Origin of the sequence: Pseudoxanthomonas sp. Soil82, assembly GCF_040446535.1 — a bacterium.
Lineage (GTDB): Bacteria > Pseudomonadota > Gammaproteobacteria > Xanthomonadales > Xanthomonadaceae > Pseudoxanthomonas > Pseudoxanthomonas kaohsiungensis.
The window spans coordinates 73,272-99,431 of record NZ_JBEAAK010000003.1; the positions used below are offsets into that span (position 1 = coordinate 73,272).

At 65.2% G+C, this 26,160-nt stretch carries 19 protein-coding genes and 2 pseudogenes; 6 read left to right on the forward strand and 15 right to left on the reverse strand.

Annotated elements, in window-relative coordinates; genetic code table 11:
• From ABKA19_RS09300 to ABKA19_RS09345, 10 genes are all read right to left on the reverse strand, one after another.
• Positions 1-1,149: a copper resistance protein B gene (locus ABKA19_RS09300; RefSeq protein WP_353688666.1), complete on the reverse strand. Its 1,149-nt coding sequence runs from the start codon at positions 1,147-1,149 to the stop codon at positions 1-3.
• On the reverse strand, positions 1,146-3,032 hold the full coding sequence (locus tag ABKA19_RS09305; protein ID WP_353688997.1) for a copper resistance system multicopper oxidase: 1,887 nt from the start codon (positions 3,030-3,032) through the stop codon (positions 1,146-1,148). Before ABKA19_RS09305 ends, ABKA19_RS09300 begins: the two co-directional genes overlap by 4 nt.
• A 103-nt stretch (positions 3,033-3,135) precedes the next feature.
• Positions 3,136-3,531 carry a CopL family metal-binding regulatory protein gene (locus tag ABKA19_RS09310; RefSeq protein WP_353688667.1) on the reverse strand — a complete coding sequence of 132 codons (396 nt, stop codon included), beginning with the start codon at positions 3,529-3,531 and terminating at the stop codon, positions 3,136-3,138.
• A gap of 136 nt (positions 3,532-3,667) precedes the next feature.
• The gene (locus ABKA19_RS09315; RefSeq protein ID WP_353688668.1) at positions 3,668-4,588 is read right to left on the reverse strand and encodes a cation diffusion facilitator family transporter; all 921 of its coding nucleotides are present in this window, start codon (positions 4,586-4,588) and stop codon (positions 3,668-3,670) included.
• A 511-nt stretch (positions 4,589-5,099) separates the two neighbouring features.
• Entirely contained in the window at positions 5,100-7,595 is a 2,496-nt protein-coding gene (locus ABKA19_RS09320) for a heavy metal translocating P-type ATPase (protein ID WP_353688669.1), read from the reverse strand.
• Positions 7,596-7,688: 93 nt separating this feature from the next.
• On the reverse strand, positions 7,689-8,273 hold the full coding sequence (locus tag ABKA19_RS09325; RefSeq protein ID WP_191122637.1) for a cation efflux transmembrane domain-containing protein: 585 nt from the start codon (positions 8,271-8,273) through the stop codon (positions 7,689-7,691).
• Positions 8,270-11,521 (reverse strand): efflux RND transporter permease subunit, encoded by a 3,252-nt coding sequence (locus ABKA19_RS09330; protein ID WP_353688670.1) that lies wholly within the window; start codon positions 11,519-11,521, stop codon positions 8,270-8,272. The genes ABKA19_RS09325 and ABKA19_RS09330 overlap by 4 nt, the downstream gene beginning before the upstream one ends.
• A 9-nt stretch (positions 11,522-11,530) precedes the next feature.
• A complete protein-coding gene (locus ABKA19_RS09335) occupies positions 11,531-12,712 on the reverse strand; it encodes an efflux RND transporter periplasmic adaptor subunit (RefSeq protein ID WP_353688671.1) in 1,182 nt (393 codons plus the stop codon).
• Positions 12,709-13,968 (reverse strand): TolC family protein, encoded by a 1,260-nt coding sequence (locus ABKA19_RS09340; RefSeq protein WP_353688672.1) that lies wholly within the window; start codon positions 13,966-13,968, stop codon positions 12,709-12,711. The genes ABKA19_RS09335 and ABKA19_RS09340 overlap by 4 nt, the downstream gene beginning before the upstream one ends.
• Before the next feature lie 491 nt (positions 13,969-14,459).
• Positions 14,460-15,089: a cation efflux transmembrane domain-containing protein gene (locus ABKA19_RS09345; protein WP_353688673.1), complete on the reverse strand. Its 630-nt coding sequence runs from the start codon at positions 15,087-15,089 to the stop codon at positions 14,460-14,462.
• A gap of 266 nt (positions 15,090-15,355) precedes the next feature.
• On the opposite strand from ABKA19_RS09345, the gene ABKA19_RS09350 reads away from it, so the two are divergent.
• From ABKA19_RS09350 to ABKA19_RS09360, 3 genes and pseudogenes are all read left to right on the forward strand, one after another.
• Positions 15,356-15,787, forward strand: a complete 432-nt coding sequence (locus ABKA19_RS09350) for a MerR family transcriptional regulator (RefSeq protein WP_353688674.1) — start codon at positions 15,356-15,358, stop codon at positions 15,785-15,787.
• Positions 15,784-16,733, forward strand: a pseudogene (locus ABKA19_RS09355) (site-specific integrase); the annotation flags it as partial. The gene ABKA19_RS09350 and the pseudogene ABKA19_RS09355, both read left to right, overlap by 4 nt.
• An 18-nt stretch (positions 16,734-16,751) precedes the next feature.
• Positions 16,752-19,710 (forward strand): annotated as a pseudogene (locus ABKA19_RS09360) (Tn3 family transposase).
• Between the two features lie 6 nt (positions 19,711-19,716).
• Here ABKA19_RS09360 and ABKA19_RS09365 read toward each other — a convergent pair.
• Genes ABKA19_RS09365 through ABKA19_RS09375 form a run of 3 tightly spaced genes read right to left on the reverse strand, consistent with a single transcriptional unit; the run spans position 19,717 to position 20,686 of the window.
• Positions 19,717-20,022, reverse strand: a complete 306-nt coding sequence (locus ABKA19_RS09365; RefSeq protein WP_425480060.1) for a GDCCVxC domain-containing (seleno)protein — start codon at positions 20,020-20,022, stop codon at positions 19,717-19,719.
• Entirely contained in the window at positions 19,931-20,224 is a 294-nt protein-coding gene (locus ABKA19_RS09370) for a heavy-metal-associated domain-containing protein (RefSeq protein ID WP_096209249.1), read from the reverse strand. The genes ABKA19_RS09365 and ABKA19_RS09370 overlap by 92 nt, the downstream gene beginning before the upstream one ends.
• 9 nt (positions 20,225-20,233) lie before the next feature.
• A complete protein-coding gene (locus ABKA19_RS09375; RefSeq protein WP_338419429.1) occupies positions 20,234-20,686 on the reverse strand; it encodes a mercuric transporter MerT family protein in 453 nt (150 codons plus the stop codon).
• On the opposite strand from ABKA19_RS09375, the gene ABKA19_RS09380 reads away from it, so the two are divergent.
• Positions 20,633-21,055, forward strand: a complete 423-nt coding sequence (locus tag ABKA19_RS09380; protein WP_133322067.1) for a MerR family transcriptional regulator — start codon at positions 20,633-20,635, stop codon at positions 21,053-21,055. The genes ABKA19_RS09375 and ABKA19_RS09380 overlap by 54 nt on opposite strands.
• Before the next feature lie 97 nt (positions 21,056-21,152).
• Here the strand turns inward: ABKA19_RS09380 and ABKA19_RS09385 are convergent, their stop codons facing one another.
• The gene (locus tag ABKA19_RS09385) at positions 21,153-22,232 is read right to left on the reverse strand and encodes a site-specific integrase (RefSeq protein WP_353688675.1); all 1,080 of its coding nucleotides are present in this window, start codon (positions 22,230-22,232) and stop codon (positions 21,153-21,155) included.
• 104 nt (positions 22,233-22,336) lie between these two features.
• Between ABKA19_RS09385 and ABKA19_RS09390 the strand changes: the two genes are divergently transcribed.
• The gene (locus ABKA19_RS09390; RefSeq protein ID WP_353688676.1) at positions 22,337-23,269 is read left to right on the forward strand and encodes a DNA-binding protein; all 933 of its coding nucleotides are present in this window, start codon (positions 22,337-22,339) and stop codon (positions 23,267-23,269) included.
• Positions 23,270-23,289: 20 nt separating this feature from the next.
• On the opposite strand, the gene ABKA19_RS09395 is transcribed toward ABKA19_RS09390, so the two are convergent.
• Complete coding sequence (locus ABKA19_RS09395) at positions 23,290-24,084, reverse strand: metallophosphoesterase family protein (protein ID WP_353688677.1); 795 nt, start codon at positions 24,082-24,084, stop codon at positions 23,290-23,292.
• A gap of 399 nt (positions 24,085-24,483) precedes the next feature.
• On the opposite strand from ABKA19_RS09395, the gene ABKA19_RS09400 reads away from it, so the two are divergent.
• Positions 24,484-26,160: a mechanosensitive ion channel family protein gene (locus ABKA19_RS09400; protein WP_353688678.1), complete on the forward strand. Its 1,677-nt coding sequence runs from the start codon at positions 24,484-24,486 to the stop codon at positions 26,158-26,160.

Below are 26,160 nucleotides of genomic sequence, written 5' to 3' on the forward strand. Positions count from 1 at the left end.
TCAGAACCAGATCCTCACGCCCGCCACGATACGGGTGTCGTCGACATCACCGGACTCCGCGCGACGGAAGTCTGCGGTTCCGCCGTAGGCACGCTCCCAGACCACGCCGACATACGGCGCGAACTGTCGATGGAACTCGTAGCGCAGCCGGAAACCGGCTTCGACCTTGCTCAGCCCGCTGCCGATTCCAACCGCCGGATCATCCTTGCTCCAGGCTTCGCCCTCGACCAGCCACTGGCCGATCAACCGGTTGGTGAACAGCATTTCGTATTCGGCTTCCGCGCCGAGACCGACCTGGCCGGACTCGCCCACGTAGGCGGTCGCTTCGACTTCGAACTTGTACGGGGCGAGACCGATGACACCAAGCGCGGCATAGGTGCGCGATGGACCGCCGTCGAAACCGAAGTCATGGCGGACACCGGCGACCGCGTCCCACCAGGGGGCGATGGCCCGACCGTACAGGACTTCCACATCCGCCGACTCGGTGGATCCGCCCGCACGCTCGCCCTCGCTGCGGAGCCAGAGCCGGTTCAAGTCGGAGCCGACCCAGGCTTTCGCTTCCCAGGCCATGCCGGTGCCGTCCTCATCCGCGTCCCAGGCCTCAAGCCGGTCAAGCGACCAGTAGGAGTTGATCGATTCGCCGTGTATCACGTGCGCGTCGAGGTCCTGGAACGCCGCGGCCCGATCGGCCGCGGTGATGGCAGGAATAGGCTCGCGCGGCTCCGCGGTCGCCGGGAGATCCTGGCTGGCACCAGGCTGATGGCCCATGGACGCATGGTCCATTCCCGCGTGGTCCATCCCGGAGCTGTCCATGCTGGAGTGGTCCATTCTGGAGTGATCCATCGTGGAGTGATCGTCGCCGGTCGTGTCTGCGGCCCCTTGCTTCATGGCGCCGTGGTCCATGCTGGCGTGGTCCATGGTCCCGTGGTCATCGGAACTCTTGGCGGGCGGAGTTGGCTGATGACCCGCGTGCGGGTCATCAGGCTTGGCCGGCGCCGGAGTTGCAGCTGGAGCTGGCTTCGCTGCCGCGTGGTGCGCGGTGTGGTCCGTCTCCTGCGCCCACGCCGGCGCGAAGCCCGCTGCGAGAGACAATGCGGAGGCCAGGCCGACGGCCAGGGGATGACGACTTGAAAGGATCATGGCGTTCATTCCTCCACCCGCACTTCGCGGAACATGCCGGCTTCCATGTGGTAGAGCAGGTGGCAGTGGTAGGCCCAGCGGCCAAGGGCATCCGCACGCACGCGGTAGCTGCGCTTGGTGCCCGGCGGCATGTCGATGGTGTGCTTGCGCACCATGAAGTTGCCCGATTCGTCCTCGAGGTCGCTCCACAGGCCGTGGAGGTGGATCGGGTGCGACATCATCGTGTCGTTGACCAGCACGATCCGCATGCGCTCGCCGTAGTTCAGGCGCAGCGGTTCGGCATCAGCGAACTTCACTCCGTTGAACGACCAGGCGAAACGCTCCATGTGCCCGGTCAGGTGCAGCTCGACCGTGCGACCGGGCTCACGCCCGTCCGGGTCGCTGAACGTGCTGCGCAGGTCGGAGTAGGTCAGCACGCGGCGGCCGTTGTCGCGTAAGCCGATGCCCGGGTCATCCAGCCTGGGCGCGGGCGCCATCGTCTGCATGTCGACCAGGGGGTTGCCGGTTTCGGTGGCAGGGTGTTCCTGCATGCCGCCGGCACCGTGGTCCATCCCGGCCATGCTCCCGCCGGTGCCATGATCCATGCCGGCCATGCTTCCGCCGGCCATTGCGCCTCCAGCCATCGCCGACATGTCGTGACCGCTGTGATCCATGCCGCCGGTTGCCCCACCGGCCATTGCGCTGTGAGACATCGAAGACATGTCATGGCCGCCGCCACCCATTCCGCCGTGGCCCATGTCGTCCATGGTGAGAATCGGCTTGGGATCGACGTTGGGCACGGGAGCCCGCAGCCCTTGCCTGACGGCGAGCGTGCCGCTGATGTAGCCGGTACGGCCACTGTCCTGGGCAAAGATGGTGAACGCATCCTGCCCGGTCGGTTCGACAATGACGTCGAAGGTCTCGGCGGTGGCGATGCGGAATTCGTCGACCGTGACCGGATGCACGTACTGGCCATCGGCTGCGACCACGGTCATCTTCAGGCCCGGGATGCGCACGTCGAAGTAGGTCATCGCGGACCCGTTGATGAAGCGCAGGCGTACCTTCTCGCCGGACCGGAACAGTCCGGTCCAGTTGCCGAGCGAGGTCGTGCCGTTCAACAGGTAGGTGTAGGTGTTGCCGTTGACGTCCGACAGGTCGGTCGGTGTCATCCGCATCTGGCCCCACATCTTGCGATCTTCGACCGTGGCGGCCAGGCCGTGCTGTTTCACGTCGGCGAAGAAGTCGCCCACGGTCTGCTTGGAGAAGTTGTCGAAATCCGACCGCTTCTTGAGCCGGGCGAACAGACGCTGCGGATCCAGGTCGGTCCAGTCGCTGAGCATGACCACGTAATCGCGGTCATAGGCGAAGGGCTCGGGCTCGAGTGGCTCGATCACCAGCGGCCCGTAGAGGCCGGCCTGCTCCTGGAAACCGGAGTGACTGTGGTACCAGTAGGTGCCGCCCTGTACGACGTTGAAGCGGTACTGGTAAGTCTCGCCGCGGTCGATGCCGTCGAAGCTGAGTCCCGGCACGCCGTCCATGTTGGCTGGCAGCAGGATGCCGTGCCAGTGGATCGATGCCTGGTGGCCATGGATGGAGCCTGGCGGCAAGGCATTGCGGACCCGCAGGTTGACGGTAGTGCCCTCGCGCCAGCGCAGCAGCGGTGCAGGAATCGAGCCGTTGACCGTGATGGCAGGACGCGTGGCGCCGGTGAAGTTCATCGGCGTCTCGCCGATGGTCAGGTCGAACTCGGTGCCAGAAAGTACGTTGGGCACGCCTTCAGCCTTGACGGCCCAGCTGGTGCGCGGCCAGAGGCCAAGCGCCGCGGCGGCGCCTCCGGCGGCAAGTCCTTGAACAAAGAGGCGGCGCGACGGGGCAGACAGCCCTCCGGCACGGCCGAAAGAATCGGATGACATGGGAACTCCGGGAAAGGTCGAGGGCTCGCGAAGCGAGCGTGACCCTGTCGGTGCGGACAACGCGGACAGGGTCCATCGGCGCCTCAAAGGCGCTCAGCGACACTTAGCCGATCGGAGGTCGGAAGAGATTGGTCAGGGCCGCGGACGCGTGCACCGACAGAAACGGTTCGGCGATCTGCCGGTAAAGAACTTCCACGACGGGAGACGCCGACCCTGCGAAGGCCGCGAAGCAATGGTGCATGCACGCACAGCAACTGTCCGTCTCACAGCAGTCGTCCCACGGCGATACCGCTCCGGCCTCGTCAGTGGCCTGGGGGTGATGGTGTTCATTGGCCCCCGTAGCAGCCGCTGCTCCTCCATGGCAGGCCGCCATGGCCTCGGCTGCTGTCGGTGCCGAGGTGACGTCACCGGCGGAGTCGCGCACGTGCTCCATGTGCATGGACGCGCCAGCGATGCCCGGACCGTTGGCGAGCAAGGCAACGACCAGGAACAATCGCATCAGGAGCGCGCGGAAAGGCATGCGCCTTAGTATACGTGCGGATATAAACTCCGGATGAATACAGTGACAACGCACGGGGGATCGAGCCGCGGGTCTTCGTCGCCTGCCTGACCCAACGTCGCCTCCCGCTTTTCGGCTACAGGGCCATGTCTTCGTAGCTGCGGGGATCGGAGACCGGTTCCAGGTGCCGGGTCACGCGCATGGCGGGAAACTCCGCCACGATCTTCTCCACCAGGTCTTCCATGGCGTCATGCCCGCGCAGCACCGTCCAGTCGCCGGGCACCAGCATGTGCATCTCCATGAACTGGCGGGCCCCGGACTCGCGCGTGCGCACGGCGTGGAATTCGATCCGGCCCGGTTCGGCGTGCGCGTCCAGGATGGCCTGGATCCGGGCGTTGTCCTCGGGGGACAGGGTCGCGTCCATCAGGCCGGAGGCGGATTCGGACATCAGCCGGTAGCCGACAACCAGGATGTTCACGCCCACCAGGATCGCGATCACCGGATCCAGCCAGTTCCAGCCTGTCAGCCACGCCAACCCCAGGCCCACCACGACCCCGACCGAGGTGTACACGTCGGCCATCAGGTGCTTGCCGTCGGCGCGCAGGGTGATGGAGCGGTGGCGCGTGCCGACCTTGATCAGGATCCGCCCGACGATGCCGTTGAGGACGGCGGCCATGATCGAAACGGCGAGGCCGATGCCGAGCGATCCCAGCGGCCGGGGGTTGAGCAGGCGATCGATGCCCAGGTAGATGATCGAGGCCGCGGCGACGAAGATCATGATCCCTTCCAGCGCGGCGGAGAAATACTCCGCCTTGCTGTGGCCGAAGTGGTGGTCGTCGTCGGCCGGCCGGGCGGCGATGGTCAGCGAGACCAGGGCGACGATGGCGGCCACCAGGTTGACCATCGATTCGGCGGCGTCCGACAGCAGGCCCACCGAGCCGGTGATCGCCCAGGCGCTGCCCTTGAGCAGCACCGTCAGCACCGCGGTCACGATGGCCAGCCAGGCGTATTTCCTCAGGTCCGGCGTGGCTTCGGCCGGTCTGTCGCGGGGTTTCATGGCGACCATTGTCTGCTGTGCGCGCGGGTCCGGCCAGCCGAAGCCTGTCGCCTCACGATCACCAGGGTCGCCCGGAATCTCCACGTGGCCCGTACGTACACGTTATCATTGCGGCGCGCGCCGGGCGATTTCCTCGCGCGGCGGAGGATGCCCCCGTTGGTCATGGTCTACCACACCCACCGCATCCCGAGCAGTTCGTCGCTGACCTGAAATCGCTCAGCAACAGCTAGCCGTTGGGGCGCCGAGTAAACGATACCGGCGCCGTGATCGTAGGCCGCTTTGGCCGGAAGCGAACATCGATAGGGCAGGGGATTAGGGATGTTTATCCCGTGTCAGCCGCCTGAGGCCTGCACCAGGGGGGGCATTCAGTACGAAACTGGAATGTGCCGCCGCGTGCTAGCGCTCGGTAAGCGCTGCATTTTCCGTTTGTCAGAATCATGGCCGGCAGCGTGCTGACGAGAAGCAAAAGCGGTCAAGGGCGCGCAGGCTCTCTTCATGAGCCCTGCCGCGTCTAGCCAACGTGGGTTCGGTACGCCAACAGCCGCAGCGCATTGAAAACCACGAGCAAGGTGGATCCTTCGTGAATAGCGACTGCTGGTCCGATCCCCAAGCCCAAAATCGTTGCGGGCACGAGGAAGGCGACAATGCTCAGGCTGACGAACACGTTCTGACGGATCACCTTGCGCGTGTGACGGCTCAAGTCCACCGCAAATGGCAGGTGGCGGAGGTCATCGGCCATCAGCGCGACATCCGCGGTCTCCAGTGCGACATCCGAACCCGCGGCGCCCATCGCGATGCCGACCGTGGCGCTGGCCATCGCCGGCGCGTCGTTGACGCCGTCACCCACCATCGCGACCTTGTCCTGCGCGCGCAGCTTGCGTATGGCCTCAACCTTGTCCTCGGGCATCAGGTCGCCCCAGGCTTCATCAAGGCCGACTTCCGAGGCGATCGCCTCGGCGACCCGTTGGTGGTCGCCGGAGATCATGATCATGCGGGTGATGCCGAGTTCACGCAGTGCCTTCAGCGCTTCAGGCGCACCGGCCCGCGCGGTATCGAGCAGGCCGATGGCGCCGAGATCGCGCGCCCCTTGCCTGACGACCATCGAGGTGCGCCCTGCAGCGCGAAGTTGTGCGATGGCGGCAGCCGCCGATTCCCCCAGCGGAGCGACGCCGTCGGCGCCGAACATCTCGGCCTTGCCAATCCAGACCGTCTCGTTGTCGAAGGTGGCAGTGACGCCGCGTCCGATCAGATTCTCGAGCCCGTTTGCGGCCGGGATCTCGCGCCGACCCAGCCGCTCGCGGCCATCCCGGGCGATCGCCGCGGCCAGCGGATGGTCGCTGAGAGACTCAACTGCCGTTGCAACGGTGAGCAGTTCCTCCTCCGCCACCCCATCGACGGCGATGACATTGGTGATGCGCGGACGCCCTTCGGTCAGGGTACCCGTCTTGTCGAAGGCCATTGCACTGAGCGAGCCGAGTTCTTCCAGGGGCGCGCCGCCCTTGATCAGCACGCCGCCGCGGGCCGCGCGGGCAATGCCTGACAGCACCGCGCTGGGCGTGGCGATGGCCAGCGCGCAGGGACTGGCGGCCACCAGCACCGCCATCGCGCGGTAGAAGCTGTCCCGGAAGGGTTCGTCGACGACCACCCACGCGAACAACAGCAGGAAGGCCAACACAAGCACCGCAGGTACGAAGATGCGCTCGAACCGGTCGGTGAAGCGCTGGGTCGGCGACTTCCGCGTTTCGGCCTCGCTGACCATCTGGACCACTCGCGCCAAGGCCGAATCGGTGGACTTGCGCGTGACCTCGACCTCGATTGCGCCGCTGCCATTGATGGTCCCGGCGAACACCCGTGAGGCGGCATCGACGCTATCCGGCCGTGTGCGCGCGGTCGAGGGGTCGTCCACGGGCCGCTTGTCAACCGGGATGCTTTCGCCGGTCACCGGTGCCTGGTTCACGCTGGAGGTACCGAGTACGAGAAAGCCGTCGGCGGACAGGCGTTCGTTCGGCTTGATCAGGACGACATCGCCGACAACCAGTTCTTCAACTGCGATCTCCTGTATCCGGCCGTCGCGTCGTACGGTCGCGGTGGCCGGGGCGAGCTCAGCCAGGGCCTCGATGGCGCGCTTCGCCCGGCCCATCGCATAGTGCTCCAGGGCGTGTCCGAGACTGAAGAGGAACAGCAGCAACGCGCCCTCGGCCCACGAGCCGAGGGCCGCAGCACCGGCCGCCGCCACCAGCATCAATGTATCGATCTCGAAACGCTTCAGGCGCAGGTTGTCGATCGCCTCGCGCAGCGTATAGAAGCCGCCGAAGAAGTAACCCGCGACGTAACAGGACAACGGCAGCCAGGCTGGCGCGCCGGCAACGAAGGTGTCCACGAGAAAGCCGGCGAGGAGCAAGCTGCCGCACGCCAGCGAAAAGATCAGCTCGGTGTTCGGGCCCAGCAACCCGGCATGTACGTGCGCCTCCCCACCCGTGCCATGGAGATGGTCGTCGCCCTCGCGGTGCACGTGTCGCGAATCGTCTGCTCCATGTGCATGTTGATCGTCAGCCAGAGTCTTCACCGGAACGACCTGCATGCCGGCCAACACGCTCAGGATGCGCGCTTCGGACACCTCGTCGCGGTCGAACTCGACACGGACGAGACCCGCCGCGCTGGCTTCGGCTTCGAGCACACCCCCGAGCGACTTGAGTTGCTCGGCGACGGTGCCGGCACGACGCTGGTGGCCAATGCCCCTCACTTCCCACAGGGCATGACCGTAGCGTTCGCTGATCGCCGCGCCGGCACGCTCGACCACCTCGCGAATGCTGGCGAGTGGCACGACGTCCGGGTCATGGTGGACGCACAACTGCGTCGGCGTGCCGTCCGACCCCGCGCGCAAGTGCACCTGCACAATGCCATCGCGGCTTTCCAGGTCGTGAATCAGCCGCCTGACGCAGGCGTCGGACTCGTCCGGCACCTGCGGTAGCAGTATCTGCAGGTCGATGCGGAGCTTTCCGGTCATTGTTGTTCTCCCACGATTCGAGCGCTGGTGTCGCGCCTGCGCAAGCGTCTTGTGCATAGACCCGTCGGCAGGCCACGGCGGCATGGCCGAACTCTATCCATCGGATCGCTTGTTCTCGCGGACGCTCTGCAGGATCTCGATGCCGCCTTTGAACGCGACAGCAGCAATCAAGGCACCTGCCACCAGGTCCGGCCAGGACGACCCGAGCCAGAGCACCAGTACCCCGGCCACGACCACGCCGCCATTCGAAATGAAGTCGTTGAAGCTAAAGGTCTCGGCCGCCTTCATGTTCACGTCGTCGGAACGGAGGCGGCGCAGCAGCACCAGGCACCACAGATTGATGGCTCCGGCGACGAGCGCCAGTCCGATCATGACGGGGCCGAGTGGCTCGGCCCCATACATCCATCGCCGGACCACGTCCGCCAGCACCATACCCGCGAAGATCAACAGAAGGACCCCCGACACGTTCGCCGCTCCCCGCTTCCAGGTGGGGCGGCGCTCGAGGGCAAGGTAGCTCAGCAGATAGACGGCCGCATCCGAACCGTTGTCGAGGGCATTGGCGAGCAGCGCGCTGGAATCGGCCACCCAGCCTGCCACCCCCAGTCCTGCGAACAGCGCGAGGTTCCATAACAAGACCTGCCGCAGAACACTCCTTTGCCGGGCCAGATTCGGGGTCATGTCGCGTGCCGCTTCGGACGATGCGCGATGGCCCGCGCCGCGAAGGTGGGCAGCACCAGCAGCGTCAGCACTGTCGCCGTGATCAACCCGCCGATGACGACGGTGGCCAGCGGCTTCTGCACTTCGGCGCCGGCACCGACCGCGATCGCCATTGGAATGAAGCCGACGATGGCCACCAGCGCCGTCGTGAGCACGGCGCGCAGACGGTTGGCGGCGCCGGTGGTCGCCGCTTCCAATGGCGCATCTCCAGCCTCGAGCCGCTCGCGGATGGCCTGCATCAGGACCAGACCGTTGAGCGTGGCAACACCGGAAACCGCGATGAAGCCCACGGCTGCCGTCACCGAGAACGGAATGCCGCGCACCAGCAGTGCCAGTACGCCTCCGACCAGTGCCAGGGGCACGCAGAGGAACACCAGCGCTGCCTCGCGGATCGACCCGAGTGCCATGTAGAGCAAGCTGCCAATCATCAGGAACACAATAGGGATCACCAGAGCCAAACGTGCTTCGGCACGCTGCAGGTTCTCGAACTGGCCACCCCAGTCCAGGTAGACGCCACTAGGCAAGGAAACGTCTGCAACGGCGGCCTGGGCTTCCTGGACGAAGCCGCCCAGATCCCGGCCACGCACGTTGGCCTGGACCACGATGCGGCGGCTGCCGTTGTTGCGACTGATCTGGTTGGGACCTTCGCTGACAGCGATGCGCGCGACCGATGACAGCGGCACCACGGTGCCGTCGGGAGCGACCACCGGCAAGGCGGCGAGCTGCGCCGGATCGTTGCGTGCGTCCTCTTCGAACCGTACCACCACATCGAAGCGGCGATCGCCCTCGAAGATCTGGCCGGCCGCGGTGCCACCAACGCCGGTCGCCAGCGCCTCGCTGACGTCAGCCGCGCTCAGGCCGTACTGCGCCGCGGCCGCATGATCGACCCGCACGGTCAGCGTAGGCAAGCCAGAAACCTGTTCCACGCGAACGTCGGCCGCGCCGTCGATGCCGCGCAGATGGACCGAGATACGTTCTGCGACCGGCTGAAGGACGTCGAAGTCGTCGCCGTACACCATCACAGCAAGGTCGGTGCGCACGCCGGAAATCAGCTCGTTGAAGCGAAGTTCGATGGGTTGGCTGAACTCGAACGCATTGCCAATCTGTTTGTCGACAATGGACTCAAGTCGGCCGATCAGCGCTTCCTTGTCCACCGACCTGTCCGGCCACTCGGCTTTCGGCTTGAGCACGATCACGCTATCGGAGATGTTGACCGGCATCGGATCGATCGCGGCCTCCGCGGTGCCTGTCCGCGTGAAAATCGTCTCGACCTCCGGCTCGCCGGTGATGGCTTTCTCCAGCGAAAGTTGCATCGCCAGCGACTGCTCCAGCGAGGCGGAAGGCACCCGCAAGGCCTGCATCGCCAAGTTGCCCTCGTCGAGGGTCGGCATGAATTCCCGGCCCAACGAAGCGAATGCGGCGAAGCCGATGGCGAGCATGGCGACCGCCCCGATCAGCACGCGGCGCGGCCGCATCACCGCAGCGCGGATGACCGGTTCGGCCTTGCCGCGCACGAAACGGATGATTCGGGTCTCGTGTTCGCCGTCGTGCTTGCCTTCGTGGCTGTTGTCCTTTTCACGCGGCGGCGCTGCTGGCGCGGGCCGGGGCTTGGGATCACGCACGAACAGCGCGGCCATCGCCGGCACGAAGGTGAAAGAGAGGATGAACGCGCCGACCAGGGCCAGCATGAAGGTCGCGGCCATGGGCTGGAACGTTTTGCCCTCCACGCCCTCCAGCGTGAGGATCGGCGCGAACACCAGCAGGATGATGAGCTGACCAAACGCCGCCGGTCGCACCATCTTGCGTGCTGCCCGGATCGCCACGCCCACTCGCTCGCCTGCGGAAAGTGCGCGTCCCAGTTCGGCCCGTTTCTGGCCGAGCATGAGCAGGGTGGCCTCGATCACGATCACCGCACCGTCGACGAGGATGCCGAAGTCGAGTGCACCCAGGCTCATCAGATTGCCGCTGATCCCGAAGCGGTTCATGCCGATCACCGCGAACAGGAACGACAGCGGGATCACCAGTGCGGTGATCGCCGCCGCGCGTATGTTGCCCAGCAGCAGGAACAGCACCACGATGACGAGCAGTGCCCCTTCGGTGAGGTTCTTGGCTACCGTCCTGACCGTGGAATTGACCAGCACGCTCCGGTCGAGCACCGGCTCGGCGACGATGCCCGGGGGCAGTGAGCGGTTGACTTCGGTCAGGCGCTCCGCGGCCGCGAGTGCCACCGTGCGGCTGTTGCCGCCGGCGATCATCAACGCCGTCCCGAGCACCGCTTCGTGGCCGTCCCGCGTCGCGGCACCCAGCCGTGGCGCCTGTCCGATGCCAACGCTGGCCACGTCCGCGACGCGGATCACAAGGCCGTCGCGATTGGCGACCGGCGCCTGTGCCAGATCACCGACGGTCTGCGCCAGCGCATCTGCCCGAACGATCAGGCCTTCGCCAGCGCGCTGGACGATGCCCGCACCGGCCTGGACGTTGGCGCGTTCCAGCGCCTGAACCAGCTCGCCCAAGCCGATGCCGTAGGCCGCCAGCCGCTCGGCATTCGGGCGGACGGCGTATTCCTTGACGTAGCCGCCGATCGTATCGACACCGGCAAGGCCGGCGGTGGAGCGCATCTGCGGTGCGATGATCCAGTCCTGCACCGTGCGCAGGTAGGTTGCGCGCTCCTGTGCCGTCGCAAGCCGGTTGCCTTCCGGAGTCAGGTAGACCTCTTCGGCCTGCCAGCCAGGCTCGTTCGGCTTACTGACGTTCGCCGGGTCGAACGGCACGTAGTCCACCGTCCACATCAACACCTCGCCGAGGCCCGTGGTGACCGGCGACATCATCGGCGTCACGCCCTCGGGAAGATCCTCCTGCACCTCGCGCATGCGCTCGGCCACCTGCTGGCGCGCGAAGTAGATGTCGGTCTGGTCGGTGAAGATCGCCGTGACCTGCGAGAACCCGTTGCGCGAGAGCGAGCGCGTACTGGTCAGTCCGGGGATGCCCGCCAGCGCGGTTTCAAGCGGATAGGTGATCTGGCGTTCGATCTGGCCCGGGGCGAGCGCGGGCGCAATGGTGTTGATCTGCACCTGCCGGTTGGTGATGTCCGGCACCGCATCGACGGGCAGCCTGCCGAGCTGGAAGAGGCCGTACACAGCGATGACCGCCGCGGCGAAGACCACGGCCCATCGGAAGCGGACCGCTGTTTCGATAATGATCTTGAACATGTCGGGTCCTCAGTGGCCGTGTTCGGCCTCGCCCTTGGCGAGTTCGGCTTTCAGCAGGAACGCGTTGCTGCCAGCGACGCGCTCGTCGCCCGACAGCCCGTTGAGGATCTCGACGCGGTCGCCTGCGCGGCGGCCTGCGAGCACAGGGGTTACGCGGAAGCCTTTTTCATCGGTCACGAACACAACCGAGCGACCTTCCACCGTCTGCACGGCATCGACCGGCACGGTCAGCGTGTCGTCCTGGCCTGCCGCCACCACGACACCGGACACCGGTGAACCCGCTGGCGGCAGCGTCCCGGATTCAGGGCGTGCACGGATAATCGCCATGCCGCCCTGTTCGCGTACGTCGGCGGCCACGCCGATCACGACGGCGCTGAAGCTCTCCGTGGCCCCGGTAACTTCGATGCGCGCATCAGGCGCGATCTGCGCGGCGAGCGCGGGCGGCGCGGAAAAGACCAGTTCGGTCTGCGCAGGATCGGACACGTTCGCCACGAGGTCACCCGCGGCGACGAAGCCGCCTGGCGTCACCTGCACCGCGCCGACGATGCCGGCCACGGGAGTGGTGATGGTCACGCGGCCGCCTGCATCCGGTGAGCCGGCCGCGGCGACTTGGGCCGCGGCAGCCCGCGCAGCCGCATCGGCTGCCAGCGAGCGCGCGCGCGAGGCTTCGAGTTCCTGCCGTGCGACCACGCCCTGGGTGACCAGGGACTGGTCGCGCTGATACACCAACCGGGCCGCTTGGGCCTCCGCGCGTGCGGCATCGGCGCCTGCCCGCATGGTCGCCGCTTCGCCGCTGACGATCACGGCGAGCGGCTGGCCGGCGCGCACGGGGGTGCCAGGCGCCACGACGACGCGCTCAACGCGGCCGCCAACGGAGGCTGCAACGGCAGCGCGGGCGCCAACGGCGGACTCGACGCGACCGCTCAGGCGTGTCTCGCCGCCACCGCCGCGGCCCAAAGCCACGACCTGGATGCCCGACGCTTCGATCTGCGGTTGCGTGAGGACCACCAAGCCTTCTTCGCCCTCGGCCTCTTCATCGCCATGTTCGTCTTGGCCGCCACCGTCGACATGACCCGCAGGGCTGGGGCGGGCGTCCTGCCCGCCGGTGAGCTTCGCAAGGCCGTAGCCTGCGAGGACGGCGAACAGGAGCGCCGCGGCGAACATCATCAGTCGCCTGGTATCGGTTTTCATCGGGAATCTCCAAACGGGGCGCGGCCTTCCAGGCGCGCCAGGTCGATTTCGGCACGGACGCGCGCGATCCGCGCGTCCACGGCGGCGTTACGCGAGGCGATCAGCGCCGCACGTGTGCTGCGAAGTTCCAGCTGCGAGATACGGCCGGCCTCGAAGCCGATGCGGGACAGGCGATAGGCCTCTTCGGCGGCTGCGACGCCGTTGTCGGCGGCGCGCGTGCGGCTGCCGGACGCGGCAAGCGCCGCCACGGCGGCAAACCGGCCTGCTCGCGCTTCCTGCTGCTGCGCGATCAGTCGGGCTTCGGCGGCTCGCTCCTCAGCGTAGGCAGCGCGGATACCGCCCCGGTTGCGATCGAACAGCGGGACGGTCAGTTCGATGCCGACCGTGAACGCCTCATCGTCGGTGTCACGATATCGGCGCATGCCAAGAGAGGCGTTGACATCCGGGCGGGCGCGGCGCCTTTCGACCGTCACCAGCCGACCGGCGGTGACGAGTTCAGCCTGGGCGACCTGGACCGCCAACGGATCGGCGTCGCCTGCTTGCGGCGTCCCCGGCGCGCGATCAAGCAGGCTCGCGCCGATGGCCTGGACCGGCCGGTCGAGCAGGGCTATCGCCGACAGCCGCGCAAAGGCGGCGTCCCGAAGGGCGCTGGCCTCATCAACCGCAGCCCTGGCGGACGCGACCTCACTCTGCGCCTGGATGTCCCGCAGGGTGGCTTCACGCCCTTGTTCGACCATGGCGGCGACCCCGCGCGCATCCTGCTCGGTCAGGGAAAGGGCCTCGGCCGCGAGCTCGTGTCGCCGTGCCGCGGCTTCGGCCTCCGCGTAGACCAGCGCCACCTGAGCTGCGACCTGCCAGCGGACTTGTTCGCGTCGCAGGCCCGCAGCATCGGCGTCAGAGCGCGCCGCCTGGACCCGGGCGCTGCGCTGGCCGAACAGTTCGAGAGGTTGGTTGATCGACAGGGTCGTTTCGGCGTTGCCGATGCCGTTGTACGGACCGGTGCCGTAAACGTTCTCCATGTCGTACGCGATGGAGGGGTTGGGCAAGGCGCGCGCCTGGTCGGCGCGGGCGACGGCCGCGTCGTATCGGGCAACGGCCTCGAGCGATGACGGCAGTGCGTCGAGTCGAGCGATCAGATCTTCGTAGGTCGGGGCGGTATCGACGACCGGTTCGACCGCCAACGAGGGCGAGGCGAACAGCAAGGCAGTCACCAGCAACCCGACCGCCAGGAGCGGTCGGACAAGTTGCGTGAGCATGGGAACTCCAGAAGCAAAAGTTGACGTGGGAGCCCGTCATGACGGGCACGGCACGTCAGCTCTGCGGAGGTCTCATCGGTCCTTCGGACAGCGCAGATGCACGACTGGGGTCATGCTGTGCGTGCTGAACGACGTGCGCGGCGGGGTAAACAACGGCGGCACTGCCAAAGAAATTGGCTGTCGAATGATGGCAATGGTTGTGGACACAACCACCATGCGCGCTGTCCGGAGCGTCGCCCTCACCAGCCTCATCCTGGGGCGCTGGTCCAGCGTGATCGCTTGCTGCGTGAGTGTCGACTTCGAACGAGCAAACGAATGCATCGGCCACAGGCATGATCACCAACACTGCGACAAGCAGCGCGGCGATAGAACCTCTCAGTCGGAGAAGGGGGCGGTACATCTTTCGCAAAATATCAGGCTCGCGTATCCGGATACAATTACAACGCCGGTCGAAGACCTCAACCGACTGCAGGCCCGCCACTCTCTTCCTTTCACGACACGCATCTGGTGCCCCGGAGTTCCTGCCGCGCACCGCGCATCACTCGGACGGCGGATCGCAGAAACAGCAGCAGCAAGGCGGAGGCGATTACCAGGTCCGGCCAGCCCGCCCCGAACACCCACACCGCCAAAGCCGCCAACAAGACCGCGCAGCCCTCATAGATATCGTTCCGGGAGCACTCCCAGGCGGAGGACAGGTTGATGTCGCCGTTTCGATGCGGGGTCAGCAGCCAGAGGCAGAATGCGTTGGCGGACAGGTTCAGCATCCCCGCCAGTCCCATCGCCTCGAATACAGGCACGCCGGGGTTCTTGAGCCGCCACGCGATCTGGGCCGCGACCGCAACTGCTGCGCCCAGGATCAGCAGCCCTTTGAGGAAGGCGACTTTGGCCTTGGTCTGCAGGGACGAGCCAACGACGGCCAGGCTGACCGCGTACGTGAGGGCATCGCCAAGGTTGTCCAGCCCACCTGACAGCACTGAGGAAGAGCGGCTGAACCAAGCCGCGCCCATCATCATGACGAAGGTGGCGAGATTGATGGCCAGCACGATTTTCAAGGTGCGTCGCTGTGAGGCCTGCATCGACGCCACATCCACGATATTTCCACAGTCGCTGCAATCAGACATCACCAACTCCGTTAGCCAATATCAAGACTTCAATCGCGATCAGCTCGATCGCATACACCGGTTGCGCCCAGTAGCAGTCCAACTCATTGGCGGCCAGGCCGCGGGGTTAGGCAATCCTCCAGCCTTTCCACCAATGAAGGCCATCGCGGCATTCGGCGCCAGTGCAATCCACAGCACGCCCCTTTCCCGGGACTCCCTGGTCTGGTGGCAGTGAGAGTCGACACAGGGTAAAGTCCGTAGCCGCTACAGAGTCAAGCGCGGTGCCCATGAAGATCAGCGAAGCCGCCGCCGCCAGTGGCTGCCACCTGGAAACCATCCGGTACTACGAGCGCGTGGGACTCATCCAATCGCCGAACCGGACCGGGAGCGGCTATCGCGCCTACACCCCGGCAGACGTGGAGCGGTTGCGTTTCGTCAGTCGCGGGCGCGAACTGGGTTTCAGCCTGGAGGAGATCCGCAGCCTGCTGCGCTTGAACGACGATCCGAAGCTGTCGTGCGGCGACGTCGATGCGCTGGCGCGCGTGCACTTGGCCGACACCCATCAGCGGATCGAGGCGCTGACCCGCATGGCGGGCGAACTGGAGCGAGTGATTGCCCAGTGCGCTGGCGGCGAGCGCGGAACATGCACCATCCTGGGGGCACTGCGGCACACGGGCCACGATGTGACTTCGTGCGCCGATCCGGGGTGTCGCCCATGACCTTGGAACGATACCTGGAGGCCGCCGAACGCGAAAACACGCAGCGCAGCTACGCCTCGGCGCTGCGGCACTTCGAGGTCGAATGGGGTGGCCACCTGCCGGCCACGCCGGACAGCGTCGCCCGTTATCTGGCCGATCACGCCGCGCTGTTGGCGAATAACACGCTCCGACAGCGGCTCGCTGCGCTGGCGTCCTGGCATCGCGAACACGGGTTCGTCGATCCCACCCGCGCGCCATTGGTGCGCAAAGTGCTCAAGGGCATCCAGACGGTGCACCCCTCGGTGGAGAAGCAGGCCGAGCCTTTACAACTGACCCGACTGACGCAGGTCGACGACTGGCTCCGCACTGCGATCTCGGTCGCCCGCGAACGCGGCGATCGCGCGGACGAACTGCGCCATCGCCGCGACCGATCCCTGATCCTGCTCGGCTTCTGGCGCGGCTTCCGCGGCGATGAACTGATCCGCGTGCAAGTCGAGTACTTGCACCTGGTCCCTGGCGAAGGGATGACCTGTTTCCTGTCGCGCAGCAAAGGCGACCGTCAGGCCTTGGGCACCACCTACAAGGTGCCGGCGCTATCGCGATTGTGCCGGGTGACTGCGATCGTGGATTGGACGACCACGGCCGCCCTGACGGAGGGCGGCTGTTCCGCGGCATCGACCGCTGGGGGCGTGTGAGCGAGACGCCGCTGCACCCGAATAGCCTGATCCCGCTGGTGCGCCGCCTGCTGACCGCCGCCGGGCTTCCGGATGCGGAGGAGTACAGCAGCCACTCCCTGCGTCGCGGGTTCGCCGGTTGGGCCAACGCGAACGGCTGGGACGTGAAAGCATTGATGGAATACGTCGGCTGGCGCGACGTGCACTCGGCGATGCGCTACCTCGACGGCAGCGACCCATTTGCGCGCCATCGTATCGAGGCGAGCCTGCCGCCGCCTGCGTTACCTGCACCTTGACCAAATGAGGCTTCAATGGCGTCGATCGAACGGACCGCGTATCCCCAGTTCAAACGCAATCCCGTCGTCCGCGAATTGGTCGTCGCCTACACGCCCACCGACGCCGAACTGACCTTCATTGCCGACAATGCCCGGCAACCCGGCCATCGATTGATCTTGGCAATCTTGCTGAAATCTTTCCAGCGACTGGGCTATTTCCCCGCAATCGATGAAGTGCCCGCAGGGGTCATCCGGCACCTCCGCAATGCGCTGCGGTTCCGGGTCCAGATCAAGCCCGCCGACATCGCGCCGAACAAGCGCTACCGCTATTTCCAGCGGATCCGGGCCTATCTGCAGGTCCGGGCCTATGCCGACGGCGGCCTCGACGTGGCGGCCCGCGCCATCCATGAAGCCGCCGCCGTCATGGACAATCCGGCCGACCTGATCAATGTGGCGATCGAACAGCTCGTACGCGACCGGATCGAGTTGCCCGCGTTCTCCGCCCTGGATCGCCTGGCCCGCCGAGTTCGCACCCTGGTCAATGGCCGTTACTTCGCCCTCATCGACAAGCGGCTGACGGCGGACGAGAAGCAACGGCTGGACGATCTGCTGGTCGTCACCGACGCTCGCATCAAGAGCCCGCTGCAGGCCATCAAGCGGCTGCCGAAACGATCTTCTCTGCAGCACTTCCAGGAACTGCTCGACCACATCGCGGCGTTGGACGAGTTGGTCGGCAGCGAACGGCACCTGGCGGACGTGCCGGAACTCAAGCGCAAGCACTTCGCCGCCGAAGCCCGGGTACTGGACGCTGCCGAGTTGCGCGATTTCGGCCCGGCCAAACGACACGCGCTGCTGCTGTGCCTGATCCATCGCGCCCGGGTGCAGACCCGCGACGACCTAGCTGAGATGTTCATCAAACGCATGGGCAATCTCCACAACCGCGGCAAGGAGGAACTGGAGCGGCTGCGTGCGCGCTACCGCGAGAAGACCGAGGCCATCGTCGCCACGATGTCGGATGTGATCCAGGTGCTCGACCGTCACCCGGGCGACACCGACGCAGGACGGGAGATTCGCCGCCTGGTCAGCACGCGCGGGGGCGTCCAGACCCTGCAGGCTGACTGCGATGCCATCGCCGCCCACAGCGGCGACAACCACCTGCCGCTGCTGTGGCCGTTCTACAAGAGCCACCGCGCCACCATCCTGCGCATGGTGCGCATGCTGGACCTGGAATCCACCACCGAAGACCGTTCGTTGATCGACGCGATCGAGCTGATCCTGTCGCAGGAGCGTGCCCGCGGCGACTGGCTGGACGAACCGGTCGATCTGGCGTTCACGACCCAGGTCTGGCGAAAGACCATCACCCACCGCACCGAGCAGGGCGAGGAACGCATCCACCGCCGCCTGTTCGAGGTGTGCGTGTTCTCCTCACTGGCCAACGAACTGAAATCCGGCGACGTGGCCGTGCGCGGTTCGGAAACCTACGCCGATTACCGCGAGCAGTTGCTGCCCTGGGAGCAGTGCGAGCCGTTGCTGGACGACTACTGTCGCCAAGTGGGTTTACCGGCCTCCGCGGTGGGATTCGTCAATGCCTTGCAGTCCAAGCTGATGCAAGTCGCGGACCTGACGGATCAGGGTTACCTGGAGAACGGCCAGGTGATCATCGGCGACGACGGGTTTCCGGTGCTCAAGCGCCACAAGGCCAAGGACATGAGCAGCGGCGCTCGCGCCCTGGAGACCGCGATCCTCGACCGCCTGCGCGAGCGCAGTGTCATCGAGATCCTCTGTGACGTGGCGCACTGGACCCGCTGGCCGCGGCATTTCGGACCGCTGTCCGGGTCCGACACCAAGATCGACCAGCCCACCGAACGCTACGTGCTGACGGCGTTTACCTATGGTTGCAACCTCGGCCCGGCCCAGGCCGCACGGCATCTGCGAGGCGCTGCGTCGGCGCACATGCTGTCGTTCGTCAATCGCCGTCACGTGGATGCGAACAAGCTGGCAGCGGCCTGCCGCGACATCATCAACAGTTACGCCGGCCTGCAGCTTCCCAAATTCTGGGGCGATGGCAAGCGCCGCGGCCGACGGCACCAAGTACGACCTGTACGACCAGAACCTGCTGGCGTCGTACCACATCCGTTATGGCGGCTACGGCGGCATTGCCTATCACCATGTGTCCGACACCTACGTGGCGCTCTTCAGTCACTTCATCCCGTGCGGCGTCTGGGAAGCGGTGTACATCATCGACGGGCTGCTGAAGAACACCTCCGACATCCAACCCGACACCGTCCATGCCGATACCCGGGGTCAGTCGCTGCCGGTATTCGGGCTGTCGCACTTGCTGGGCATCCAGCTGATGCCGCGCATCCGCAACTGGCGCGACTACCGGTTCTTCCGTCCGGACGAGGACAGCCGCTACGAGCACATCGATGCGCTGTTCCGGGAAGATGTGGACTGGGACCTGATCGAGACCCACTGGAAGGATCTGATGCAGGTCGTGCTATCGATCAAGTCCGGCAAGATCGCGGCCTCGACGCTGCTGCGCAAGCTGGGCAACTACAGCCGCAAGAACCGCCTGTACCAGGCCTTCCGGGCACTCGGTGCTGCGGTGCGCACGTTGTTCCTGCTGCAATACATTTCCGATCGCGAGCTACGCGAACAGATCACGGCCTCCACCAACAAGGTCGAAGCCTATAATGGGTTTTCGAAGTATTTCTTCTTCGGCGGAGAGGGTGTGATCGCCGATAACGACCCGCTCGAACAGGAGAAGGCGGTCAAGTACAACGACCTGGTCGCCAACGCCGTCATCTTTCATAACGTGGTCGAACAGACCCGCATCATCAAGACGCTGATGCGAGCGGGTTGGAAGATCACCCCGGAGGACGTGGCGGCGCTCAGTCCCTACGTGACCAGCCACGTGAAGCGGTTCGGCGATTACCTGATCGACGTGGACGCGCTTCCGGAACCGTACGAAATCGAGCTGGCCCTGGCGGCGTAGCGTGGGTCAACCGGTACTGCCACAGCAGGGACTATGTTGCTGGATGGGCGGGCACGGTACCGTGCCGTAGGAACAGAACACGCAGCAATCGCCTGTTTTCGGGCGCAGGAGCGTGTGGCAGGCCGAGCACTCGTAAAAGAATTGGCACGCCGTAGTGGGCATGGTTTCGGTCGCCTGGTGCCCGCATGTCGGGCACGTGAGCGTGCTTTGCAACTGCACCTCAGCCACCGTTCGCTTTCGCCTTTGCAGTGGCTGGAAAACCGGCGTCGGTGATGGCCTTCGCGATGGCGGCCGCGTTGGTGCGCTCGGCATCGAATGCCACCGTCACGGTGGCGGCTCGGGTGTCAATACGCTTCGCCGTCACGCCCGGCACTGTATCCAACGCCTTTTCGATCGTGATGCTGCACGCCGGGCAGGTCATGTTCTCCACCTGCAGGACGACCTGCTTAGGGGTAGCCGCCCAAGCCAAGCCCATCCATGCCGTGAATACCAAACTGAGAAGAATCTTGCGCATGTGGGACTCCTACAGGAACCAACCGATGTAGTAGGGAAAGAGCAGCAGCAGAGCGATCAGGCCGGTAGCGATCCATAGCCAGCGCCGGCGGCGTCGCAATCGCGAGGGATCGACGCAGGCGCCGTCGATGCGACAGCGCGAGGCCGGGCCATAGAGCATCCAGAACGCCCAGCCCAGGCACACCAACGTGGCCGCGCTGAACCACGGACGCCACGCGTCCAGGGCAGTGAGATTGGCGATCCAGGCACCGCTGATACCCAACAGGACCAGCACCAGGGGCACGACGCAACACACGGACGCGCCAATGGCCGCGACGGCGGCGCCCAAGAGGGCGGGCAGGGAGGACTGTGGGGGAGGTTGGACCATACCCGCATGGTAATCTCCGTACCTAAGTACGGAGTCAAGCTGATGGCCACCCACGTAATGACAATCAGCCGGCTGGCCGCGGCCGCTGGTGTGCATGTCGAAACGGTCCGTTACTACCAGCGGCGAGGCCTGCTGCCGGAGCCTGAGCGCCCAATGGGCAGCGTCCGCCGGTACGGGCCCAACGAAGTCGGCCGACTTCAGTTCATTCGCAGAGCACAGGCGATGGGATTCAGTCTCGACGAGATAGCGGGGCTGTTGGAGGTCAAAGGCCAACGCGCTTGCGAGCAGACTCGGCGGCTGACCGAACAGAAATTGGCCGAGGTACGGCGGCGTCTGGATGAGCTACGACAATTGGAAGTCGACCTTGAGCATTTGGTGGAGGAGTGTCGCCACGTGGTGACAGGCGCACCGTGCCCGACGCTCGATCTTCTGGCGCAACCGGCCGAGAAGAAAAATATCGGCTAAGTCATTACGACGAAAGAATTATTTGAGTTCTGTGGGGCATTTTTACGCGTATCTCGGCTGAACCCCGTGGAGACCTGCCGCAGAGTAGCCAACTACCTTATTTGAGCAGCCGTGCCGCGGGATTGTCCTCTGCTGCACCTGCTTGAAAATACCCAATCACGCTCGCCACGGATCGGTGCTCGGTCATCGCCATCACCGCCGGCAAGGGCACGCCTTGCTTGCCAGCTTCGGTGACAAATCCCGACCTGAGACTGTGCGCCCCGAAGTCGCCTTCCAGCCCAGCCAGACGAGCACGACGTTTGACGATTGCGGCTACAGAGCCCGGAAGCAGGGCAGGGCCGACCCGCCCCTTCCATACCCGCCGGAAGATCGCCCCCTCATGAATCCCCGCCGCTTCCAGCCAGGCGGTGAGCGCGTCGGCGCTGCGTCCCAGGATCGGCTTGTCTGGCGTCGAATCTGCCTTCACCCCAGCCTGCTGGGTCTTCGAGTACTCCAGCCGATAAATGTAGCCGTCCTCGCCGACCTTGCGCAGGTCGCGCATATCCGCGGCCGCGATCTCGCTACGCCGGCGCCCGCCACTGGCAAAGCCAAAGCAGAGCAGGGCACGGTCACGCAGGCCTTCTAGCGAGTCATCGCAGATGGTCAGCATGGCTTCGAGCTCGGTTCGGGTAACCGCGGTCTTCTTGGTCGGCCGCTCACCGCGTTTGACCGCGGCTCGCCGGGCTCGGCTGAGCAACGTCCTGACAGTGGGCAACTCACAGGGGTTGGCCAAGCGCTTGAGCTTGTGCGCGGTCGATAGCACGGCCATGCGCTGGACCACGGTCGACAGTTTCAACGGCCCAACTCTGGCCTTGAGGCCGGCCGCAACCAACGCCTGATCCAACGCTGGCGGCAGTTCGCTGACCAGCCCCGTCTTGTTCTTGCGCTGGATGTGGTCTACCAGGAACTGGATCACCACAGCCTCGCTGACCGGCAGGCTTAGGTCGATGCCGTAGCGGCCTTGATGCCAGCCAGCCCAGTAGCGCAGGGCGGTCGCGTAGCTGCGCGTGGTGTTGGCGGCAGCCGCTTCCGCGAGCAATTCGCGCACGGCGTCCGCGGCTTGCTGTGCCAACTGCTCGGGCAGCACTAGGTTGGAGGCCGTCGCGGGGCTGGTCAGTAACGTGCCATTTCTTTTCATACTATGTAATGTACGTTATGGAATAGGTTGCCTACTAACGATAATCATCACTTATCGCAAGTATCGAATCAACAGAGCAGGGCACTTCTGTAGGAGACCTTCCAATGGCCCGTGGCATCACGGAAATAGACGTACATCAGGCAGCCGACGCCTTGGTGGGTAGCGGGGAACGTCCGACCGTGGAGCGAATCCGGGCCCATCTCGGTACCGGCTCTCCAAATACGGTGACTCGTTGGCTCGACACTTGGTGGCGAGGCTTGGGCTCGCGCTTGCAGGGACGGGCGGCCCAGCTGGCCATTCCGGACGCACCCGAGGCCGTGACCACGTTGGCCGGGCAGTTGTGGGCGCAGGCGCTGACTGCGGCCCAGCAATACGAAGCTGCCGGATTGGAACGTGACCGGGCGGTGCTCTCCCAGGAACGCGCCCGTCTCGAAGCCGAACAAGATGCGGCGAAGAACGAACTCGTTGCCCTCCGAAATGAGGCATCTAAAGCCCGCGCACAGCGAGATCTGACCCTTGCCCAGGCCGGCGAGCTCCAACAACTGATTGACCAACTCCGAGCCCAAGTGGCGGATCTGACCTCTCAGCGTGATGGAGTCCAAGAGCGCGTGGACCGACTGGAAGCCGAACGGACTGCTTTATCGGCGCGACTCGACAAGTACAAGGCGGCCGGCGAGCGCGAGCGAGAGGCATTTGAGCTCCATCGACGCACATTCGAGGACCGGGCATACAGGGAGGTGGATCTGGCGCGCCAGGCCGCCAAGGATGCGCGGACAGAAATGGCTGCTCGCCTCAAGACACGCGATGTCCGGGAAGCGACTCTAGGGCGTGAGCGCGACGATGCGATAGCACGATCGGCTAGCCTACAGGCCGAACTGGACGTGGAACGGGCTCACCGCCAAGGACTGGAAAATGAACTTAAGGTCCTTCGGCCCGCGCTGGCTCATCTGAGCAGAGAAGAGTCCATCAACAAAAGAAATAAAGGCTCAAAAGCGAAGAGCCAGGCACGTAAGGGCAAATCACATTCGAACGACTGAGCAGCAACAGGTCGTCGAGCTCAAATCTCGACTACAAAATTGGGATCGAAAGCCAGATTCTCTGAAGCACCATCTCTTTGGCTTGGATAGCCTAATGGATTGCAGACGACGCGCCCGCGGCCGATGCGGTAGTCCACAGATGTGTGAGTGTGGCCATGAATCCACAAATCTGCTTGCTCAACCAAGTACTCTAAACTTGATGCGTACGCTGCGGACAGTATTTGGCCTCGAAATTCTTCCGGAATGGATCGCTCAGATGGAGCCATATGTGTGATGACGACGGTCCGGCCGTCGAATGGCTCGGCTAATCGCGCCTCCAACCAAGCTCGTTCCATTGAGTGCCAAGCTTGAGTGTCAGAGGGCCTTAACTTGCGATAGCCTTGGTTTGCCAGTCGGATTCGTCGATAGTCGTTCATCATGTTCTGGACATCGTAAACAACGGTTGGAAATAGCTCCCTACCGTAGAGCATGAAGTCCGTCCAAAGTGTGGTACCAAGGAATCGCACACCTTCAATTCGAACCTCTCGTCGATTGAGGTAATGTATTTGACTGGTTGCTTCACAAGCAGCCATGAGCTTCTGCTGGACGTCATCCAGATTCCGGCCATAGCCTTCATGGTTGCCGGATACGTAAAGGACTGGCAGGCCAATGAAGGTCGCTCTTACCCAAGCAATCGCATTAGTCCCAACGTCAATATCACCGGCTAGAACTACTGCGTCGGGGCGCGAGATGGCTAGCTCGGTCTTAGGGAAACAATCTATCCATCTCGGGCACCAAAGTTCCCGATGCAGGTCTGAAAGAACCAGCAGGCGCACGGATCATCTCCGAGTACATGGTCGATAAGAATGCCCTAATGGGAGAATGCTGCGGTTTGAGTGATTGGAGGAGTGGCTTAAGTTATTCCTAGTTGATGCCGATGTTGAAAAAAACGCTTCGCAATCAACGAGTGGCGCGATCAAGGCAAAAAGGGCAGCAATTGGGATCAGCGACAACGACCTTGTATGCCGTTGGATGACACTCCCGTAATTTCGCATAATGCACATTATGTCCTTACAGATTCGAGGCTATTGCCCCCACGGCCTATGGCGGCCCCTCCGGACCTGCGGTAAATCTGGCCGCGCCACGGGTCCGGGGTCGTGGCCAGGGTCGGTGTCGTGTTCCCCGTACTCGATACCGGGGCAGTCATGGTGCGAGCGACGCGAAGCTTGAGGACGATGCGCCAGGTCCGCGCGGTACTCCTGGGGATCCTGGCCGGCCTGCTGCTAGCGGCCGGTGGCACGTCCGCCGCGACGCCGGCGCCATCGTCCCCGGTGCTGGCCACTGGCGCGACCCAGGCCTCCGCGCCGGCCAGCTCGCCGGCTGCCGAGGCGACGGTCCGCTTCTACAACCGCGACATCGTCACCCTCCGCAGCGAGTTCCTCGGGCGTGGGCCAGAACTGCGGGCGCGAACCAGCGAAGCGACAATCCGGCGAGTGGTCGAACGTGGCACCCCGGCGAAGATCGAATTCAAGGAATCGTCGGAAGGCACGCTGGTGCTGCTGGGTGACGAACTGACGATGATCCTGACGCCCGCCGACCTGGACGTGCTCAACGGCGAGACGATGGCCCAGGCCCGCGCTGGCGTGGCGCGTCGCCTGGGCGATGCGGTGACCACTGCCCAGCGCGAGCAGGCGCCGGCGCGGCTGTTCCGCGGCGTGCTGTGGTCGCTGCTCGCCACGGCGGTCGCGATCGCCGCGGCCCTGGCAGTGCTGTGGCTGGGCCGGCGGCTGCGCGAGCGCGTCAAGCGCTGGATCCAGCGCACCGAGGCCGCCGCCTCCCAGGGCTCGGTGCGGCACCTGCTGACCGGCGTGCGCATCGTCGGCGACTGGCTGCTGCGCATCCTGGTCGCGATCGCGCTGTTCCTGGTGGCCGAGGAATGGTTGCGCTTCGTGCTGGGCCAGTTCGGCTTCACCCGGCCCTGGGCCGATGCGATGACCGGCTGGATGCTGGACCTGCTGCGCGGTTGGGGCCACTCGATCGCCGGTGCCCTGCCCGGCCTGTTCGCGGCGATCCTGATCTTCCTGCTGGCGCGGCTGCTCACCCACACCGTCAGCTTGACCTTCCGCGGCGTGGCCGAAGGCCGGTTCCAGCTGTTCGGCATCGACCAGGTGCTGGCCGAGCCCACCCGCAAGCTGGTCAACGTGATCATCTGGCTCTTCGCGCTGGCGATGGCCTATCCCTACCTGCCTGGTTCGGATACCGATGCCTTCAAGGGCCTTAGCGTGCTGGTCGGCCTGATGGTCTCGCTGGGTGCCTCGGGCATCGTCGGCCAGGCCGCCGGCGGCTTCACCATCCTCTACTCGCGCACGATGGCGGTCGGCGACTACGTGCGCAGCGGCGAGGTCGAAGGCGTGGTGTTGCAGATCGGCCTGTTCACCACCCGCCTGCGCACGATCGCAGGTGTGGAAGTCAGCATTCCCAACAACGTGGTCCTCGGCGGCCAGCTGCACAACTTCTCACGCCATCCCGATGGGCCCGGCATGTGGATGGAGACCGGCGTGACCATCGGCTACGACACGCCGTGGCGGCAGGTGCACCGGCTGCTGCTCGCGGCGGCCTCGCGCACGCCGGGCGTGGCGCGCGAACCGGCGCCGTTCGTCCTGCAGACCGCGCTTTCGGATTTCTATGTCGACTACCGGTTGCGGGTGCGCGTGAACGATCCGCTACGGCGCTTCCCGGTGCTGAGCGAGCTGCATGCGCAGATCCAGGATGCGTTCAACGCCGAAGGCGTGCAGATCATGTCGCCCAACTACGAGGCCGACCCCGATCGGCCGAAGCTGGTACCGCGCGAACACTGGGACGGATTGCCGGTGCCTGAGCCTGCGCCGGACCTGCCGTCGCGCCTGGATTGA

Bases quoted from the DNA above. Each gene is read 5' to 3' on its own strand.
- ABKA19_RS09320 (WP_353688669.1), bottom strand. From the start codon at position 7,595: ATGACCGGAAAGCTCCGCATCGACCTGCAGATACTGCTACCGCAGGTG.
- ABKA19_RS09335 (WP_353688671.1), bottom strand. From the start codon at position 12,712: ATGAAAACCGATACCAGGCGACTGATGATGTTCGCCGCGGCGCTCCTG.
- ABKA19_RS09350 (WP_353688674.1), top strand. From the start codon at position 15,356: ATGAAGATCAGCGAAGCCGCCGCCGCCAGTGGCTGCCACCTGGAAACC.
- ABKA19_RS09385 (WP_353688675.1), bottom strand. From the start codon at position 22,232: ATGAAAAGAAATGGCACGTTACTGACCAGCCCCGCGACGGCCTCCAAC.
- ABKA19_RS09340 (WP_353688672.1), bottom strand. From the start codon at position 13,968: ATGCTCACGCAACTTGTCCGACCGCTCCTGGCGGTCGGGTTGCTGGTG.
- ABKA19_RS09310 (WP_353688667.1), bottom strand. From the start codon at position 3,531: ATGCGATTGTTCCTGGTCGTTGCCTTGCTCGCCAACGGTCCGGGCATC.
- ABKA19_RS09330 (WP_353688670.1), bottom strand. From the start codon at position 11,521: ATGTTCAAGATCATTATCGAAACAGCGGTCCGCTTCCGATGGGCCGTG.
- ABKA19_RS09375 (WP_338419429.1), bottom strand. From the start codon at position 20,686: ATGCACACCAGCGGCCGCGGCCAGCCGGCTGATTGTCATTACGTGGGT.
- ABKA19_RS09380 (WP_133322067.1), top strand. From the start codon at position 20,633: ATGGCCACCCACGTAATGACAATCAGCCGGCTGGCCGCGGCCGCTGGT.
- ABKA19_RS09400 (WP_353688678.1), top strand. From the start codon at position 24,484: ATGCGCCAGGTCCGCGCGGTACTCCTGGGGATCCTGGCCGGCCTGCTG.
- ABKA19_RS09390 (WP_353688676.1), top strand. From the start codon at position 22,337: ATGGCCCGTGGCATCACGGAAATAGACGTACATCAGGCAGCCGACGCC.
- ABKA19_RS09325 (WP_191122637.1), bottom strand. From the start codon at position 8,273: ATGACCCCGAATCTGGCCCGGCAAAGGAGTGTTCTGCGGCAGGTCTTG.
- ABKA19_RS09305 (WP_353688997.1), bottom strand. From the start codon at position 3,032: ATGTCATCCGATTCTTTCGGCCGTGCCGGAGGGCTGTCTGCCCCGTCG.
- ABKA19_RS09370 (WP_096209249.1), bottom strand. From the start codon at position 20,224: ATGCGCAAGATTCTTCTCAGTTTGGTATTCACGGCATGGATGGGCTTG.
- ABKA19_RS09365 (WP_425480060.1), bottom strand. From the start codon at position 20,022: ATGCCGAGCGCACCAACGCGGCCGCCATCGCGAAGGCCATCACCGACG.
- ABKA19_RS09315 (WP_353688668.1), bottom strand. From the start codon at position 4,588: ATGAAACCCCGCGACAGACCGGCCGAAGCCACGCCGGACCTGAGGAAA.
- ABKA19_RS09300 (WP_353688666.1), bottom strand. From the start codon at position 1,149: ATGAACGCCATGATCCTTTCAAGTCGTCATCCCCTGGCCGTCGGCCTG.
- ABKA19_RS09345 (WP_353688673.1), bottom strand. From the start codon at position 15,089: ATGTCTGATTGCAGCGACTGTGGAAATATCGTGGATGTGGCGTCGATG.